The organism is Pseudomonas sp. MWU12-3103b, assembly GCF_023100615.1.
GTDB lineage: Bacteria > Pseudomonadota > Gammaproteobacteria > Pseudomonadales > Pseudomonadaceae > Aquipseudomonas > Aquipseudomonas putida_A.
Genome location: NZ_JALMEY010000035.1, coordinates 1 through 3,517, shown reverse-complemented (window position 1 = coordinate 3,517; position 3,517 = coordinate 1). Strand labels below are relative to the sequence as shown.

3 protein-coding genes are annotated in these 3,517 nt (G+C 50.0%); all 3 read left to right on the top strand.

The window, feature by feature from the left end:
• A partial coding sequence (locus tag M0808_RS28345) for a phage baseplate assembly protein V (protein WP_247843189.1) occupies positions 1-979 on the top strand: 979 nt, incomplete at its 5' end.
• A gap of 3 nt (positions 980-982) precedes the next feature.
• On the top strand, positions 983-2,269 hold the full coding sequence (locus tag M0808_RS28340; protein WP_247843188.1) for a VRR-NUC domain-containing protein: 1,287 nt from the start codon (positions 983-985) through the stop codon (positions 2,267-2,269).
• A gap of 19 nt (positions 2,270-2,288) precedes the next feature.
• Positions 2,289-3,413: a type VI immunity family protein gene (locus M0808_RS28335; RefSeq protein WP_247843187.1), complete on the top strand. Its 1,125-nt coding sequence runs from the start codon at positions 2,289-2,291 to the stop codon at positions 3,411-3,413.
• The last annotated feature ends 104 nt before the right edge of the window (positions 3,414-3,517 follow it).

The following is a 3,517-nucleotide window of genomic DNA, read 5'->3' as shown; positions in this document are numbered from 1 at the left end:
CGCCGCCTACGGCGGCATCGCCATCCCGCGCATCGGCATGGAAGTCCTCGTCACCTTCCTCGAAGGCGACCCCGACCAGCCACTCGTCACCGGCTGCCTGTACCACAAGGAGAACGTCGTCCCCTACGACCTGCCGGCAAACAAAACCCGCAGCACCTTCAAAACCCTCAGCTCCCCGGGCGGCAAGGGCTACAACGAGTTTCGGATTGAAGACAAAAAGGGTGTGGAGCAGATCTACATCCATGCCCAGCGCGATTGGGATGAAAACATCGAGCATGACCAGAAGATCCGCGTGGGCAATGAGCGGCATGACACGGTTGAAGCCAACACCCTGAGCGAATTCAAGGTTGAGGAGCACCGGATTACGCATCTGGATCGCATCAGCGAGATGCGCGCGGACGATCACCTGACGGTGGGCGTGACGCAGCATGTGAAGGTAGGTACGGCGCAGTTTGTCGAGGCCGGGACCGAGATTCACTATCACGCGGGTGAGAAAGTGGTGATCGAGGGTGGCATGGAGCTGACCGCCAAGGCGGGTGGGAGCTTTGTGAAGGTCGATGCGGGTGGGGTGACCATCAGCGGGGCTGAGGTGAAGGTGAATACCGGTGGTGCGCCGGGTGTGGGGACCGGGATCGGGATTTTGGTGCCGTTGATTCCGGGGTTGGCAGCGTCGGACAAGGCGGGAAAATTGCTGCAAAGCGCGCCGCGCAGTCACAAAGCTCGCTATCAGCTACTCGATGAAAAAACTGGGCAGCCCGCGGTAGGTAGTGCATACACTCTCAAGTTTGCCGATGGGACTCGAATCACGGGTTACGCCGACCATGAAGGCAAAACTTTCTTAGCGCGTACTGCTGAACCAGCGCCAGTGGAATTATTGACACCGGAGCGGAAACCAGAAAAGAAAAAGCCGTTGATTCGGGTCGGTGAAAGCGCGCCCTCCGAGATAGTAATGGACTACCTGAATGAGAAAGAGGGCTGACAAATGGGTGTAGCTGAAACGCCACAGGCACCAAAGGGGTGTACGACAACAAGTATTGAGGGCGAAGTCACTATAGGCACTGTATCTGCGCCTAATCAGACTTACCTTATGGAAAAAGCCCAGTATGGCCTTTTATTTCCAAAGCTATCTGTTAAACGCTTGAAAGACGGCAGTGAGTCGGACGCAGAACTCAAGCAGCTAGTCATGAGTGGTCTTATTAAAGTCGATGAGTTTCTCCGTGACTTCTTCTTCGAGTACAAAGCAGAAGTCAGCTTCGATATGAGACCGCCTCCAAATAAGCACCCAATTCCGTACCTCAGTACCTCGTTAGTAAGTGGGAGACAACCTGATCCTGGTCGTCGCCATACCATGACGTTCTTCCCGAGCGATTCAATGGCAGGATACTTGCGTCGACCAGATGTCATTATCGTCAAAGATGACCAAATTCGTTGGCCTGGCTTAGAATGTCAGGATCACGACGGGGCATCTCATAAGGACAATCTTGAAAGAGTTATCGAAGTAAAATTCCCAGGCGATGTACTGGGAAGAGGCCAACGCGTGGACTATGAACGCATCGCAGGAGACCTCGACCGATTTGCGGTACTGGAGGTGAAGGACTGTCGAAGCGAAGATGATCGCAAGGAAGACAAGAAATACAATAGGGAACAAAAACCCACACACGCTTACGACCCAAACAAATGGACCCTACCGCCCCTACCCCAGCGACCGCCTAAAGACGCGCCCACACCTGTTCCGGTATACGGTCCCCAACCTATTCCAAAACCTGCACAGATAGAACGCTGGACACAAAAAATCGATGCGGCAGTGGACAGCCTCCTAGAGCAAGCTGGGCAGGGTCTTCGCGACGTGTCGCGAGAAGTTTTAGAACATCTTGAAAAAGCATCAACTTGGGTCAGCTCTCACAGCGAGTGGGTACGTCTGGAATCACAGAAAGCTTGGGAATGGGTCAGCGAGACCGGGGGCGAAGTAATACGTTGGACAGATGATCAAATACGCGAAATCTGGCTAGAAATACAGAAACATACTGACTTGACACTTGAGGCGTTACGCGAAGTTGATTGGGTTCATTGGCTAGTATTTGTAGGCTCAGCAGTTGCAACCGCCATTGTAATCATTGTTGTAGGCGAAGCAGTTATTGCGCTTGGAATTCCAGCAGCACTGGTCGCAGGGCTGATGCTGATAATCAAATTTGCTGTGCGGTTTTGGCCCGTACTGGTCCAAGTATTGAACAAAGCGATCACCATGCCCGCGCCTCGTTTAGCATATTAATTATTAGCTGAGAACCACAGTGAACGACAAAATTAAAAACCTCGAAAATCGTGCAGAAGATTTGTCATTTGAGCTTTCAGACGGAACACCAGTAGTCAAACTCGGCGTAATCGCGACGCTATACTTTAAAAATGGTTATACCACTGACGTCAAAATAGCCGTAATGGATTGCTTTCGGGCATTTTACCAAGAATTCGGCGTTCACTTAAAAGGCCAGATTAAAGAAAAACACTCCAAGCTTACCCCGCAAAATTTTGAAAAAACCGTAGAAAAAATAATACGTTCAGGCCCACATGATCAATACGAATGGCAATTAACCAGCGCCGCCAGCATCTATCAGGCTGAAGATTACGGAATTTCATCCATGAACAGCCGGGAGTTGCACGGCGACCATGCTCGATCATATATAAAAATCGTACTTCCTTGGCAGTTTATAACCACCAAACTCGGATTATCTCGATACAATCATTGGATAAATTTTCTGAGTTCAAAAATCAACGCAGAACACGGATATGGTGGCTTATCAACAATTCTTCCTTATGACTTCGATAGCTATTTACCAATGGAGTTTGAACTCGCCCAACAGTACTTGGGGCTTGAGGTTGACTCAATGCCACATAGCTTGACTATCCACCTGATCGACTCTATCAAAGGGGTGAATTGGCAAACTGTGTTAGGCGATCATTTTGTGCAGCAACTTGGTGGAGAGGACGTTCTACGTCAATCGTTTAAAGGCCGCGGCGATGTTCATATAGAGCGATACAGTCGCGGCTTGATCCTCCGCGCTGGAGATCATCCTCAACTCGGTGCAATCGAAGACGGCGCGCCCCCCCCTTACTTAGCCGTCAACAAAATAGTTAAATCACTCCGCATCCCTGCGCCTAGTCAGTTGCATAATTATTCTCCACACGGGAATTGCTTCGAGAAAGAAAGCACCGCGCGTTGGTATGCTCGATTCGACCGAGAAGACAATATTACTACTCCAGTTCGTGTCGAATCTGGAAAACCGTGCCCCAAAGAAGGTATCTGGTTTACTCCAGCACTTGCCAATTCAAGCCGTTATTTTCAACAAGGCGAACTGATGCCTAAATTTGATAAATCAGATTGGGGCGACACACTATGGTACTGGTCAGGCGAGAACTAAGCAGTCCTGCCATTCGCTCAGAACTAACTTCGAGGCTCTGAGCGAAGTATGTAGAAAGTGGATTTAAAGTAAATAATAGACTTCACTCTGCACCAACATTTAAA